This is a genomic window from Elusimicrobiota bacterium (assembly GCA_040757695.1).
In the GTDB taxonomy this organism is placed as follows: Bacteria; Elusimicrobiota; UBA8919; order UBA8919; family UBA8919; genus JBFLWK01.
In genome coordinates this window covers 1-1,410 of the sequence record JBFLWK010000227.1, presented here as the reverse complement: position 1 = coordinate 1,410, position 1,410 = coordinate 1, and the positions used below count along the sequence as shown (strand labels likewise).

Genomic DNA, 1,410 nt, shown 5'->3' with positions numbered 1-1,410 from the left:
TTCAAAATTCAAAGAGCGATTTTAAAGGTCAAACCTTTAATTTGAGTGAATTTGCAAATATATTTTATAGTGGCTCCGACGAGCTATCTCAAAAAAATAGTGTTTATAGCCGTTTTTCAGGTCGACTCTGTCTAAAGAGAAAAAAGAAAGATTAAAAGCAAATTGCTATGAAATTATGCAACTGTTAGTATTAGCCGAAAAAACTGCAAAACCTATTATTGAAGAGATTGAAAAGATAGTGGCCGATATTAAAAAACAGGGTATTACTACGCAATCGGATGGCCGATGTATAAACGTTCCTTCAGCATTGACTATAGGAAATTCTCGCTCATTTATAAAATACGCCAAGCAAACATTGCAAAAGGTTGCGGAAAACATTAATATTATCTTTGATAAAAGCTATCAAGGTCCGCATTTTCACAGAATCAGAGATGATTTTATTAAAGAATTTGGAAGTGACTTTATCGTTGCCAAGCTTTTAATTGACGACCAATCGTGGATCAAAAAAATAATTGAATTAAGAAATGAAGATGAACATCCGAACACTGGCAAGCCATATTGCAATAATTTTGATATTAATAAGGATAAATCTGGAACATTTGTTATAACTTTACCTACATTTTTTGAAGGCACACAAATTGGAAATGCTTTAGAGGTATATAGTCACAATTTATTAACATTTGCTGAGGAAATAACTGTATTTTCGCTAGAAAAGTTCTTCCCTCCAATTGCAACTATTTATGAAATACCAGAGAATGAACGTAGGCCTGAATTACCAACGCGATTTAGAATAGGATTAAAAACGAAAATCAATACTACAAAATGAAAATATCAATTCATATTCGTGTCAGTACAGAGGAACAGGCAAAAGAAGGTTATTCTCTTGCAGTACAGAGAGAATATCTTGAATCTTTTGCTAAGAGAGAAGGTCTTGAGATATTCAGGGTTTATCAAGACGATGGCATAAGCGGTTATTCTACCGAGCGCCCTGCCTTGAAAGGACTCCTTAAAGACGCGAAAGAGAAAAAGTTTGATTTGGTTTTGGTTTACAAAATAGACAGATTTAGCCGCAATCTTAAAGATTTGTTAAATTTAGTGGACGAGCTATCTTCTTGTGGCATTGGTTTTAAGTCAGCTACAGAGCCATTTGATACTACAACTTCGGCAGGCAAGCTAATGTTTCAGCAATTAGGTAGCTTTGCTGAGTTTGAACGAAATAGAATTGCAGAGCGTGTATTCCCTGGAATGATTAAAGGGGTCCAACAAGGCAATTGGCAGGGCGCTCGACCTGAAAAACGGCTATAAACACTGTTTTTTTGATACGGCTCGTCGGAACCACTATAAAATATATTTGCAAATTCATTCAAATCAAAGGTTTGACCTTTGAAATTGCTCTTTGAATTTTGAAAA

General features: G+C 34.8%; 2 protein-coding genes. Both read left to right on the top strand.

Annotated features, from left to right (window positions below):
- The first annotated feature begins 175 nt into the window (after window positions 1–175).
- Entirely contained in the window at window positions 176–826 is a 651-nt protein-coding gene (locus tag AB1349_14355; protein MEW6558507.1) for a hypothetical protein, read from the top strand.
- Window positions 823–1,305: a recombinase family protein gene (locus tag AB1349_14350; protein ID MEW6558506.1), complete on the top strand. Its 483-nt coding sequence runs from the start codon at window positions 823–825 to the stop codon at window positions 1,303–1,305. The genes AB1349_14355 and AB1349_14350 overlap by 4 nt, the downstream gene beginning before the upstream one ends.
- Window positions 1,306–1,410 lie beyond the last annotated feature (105 nt).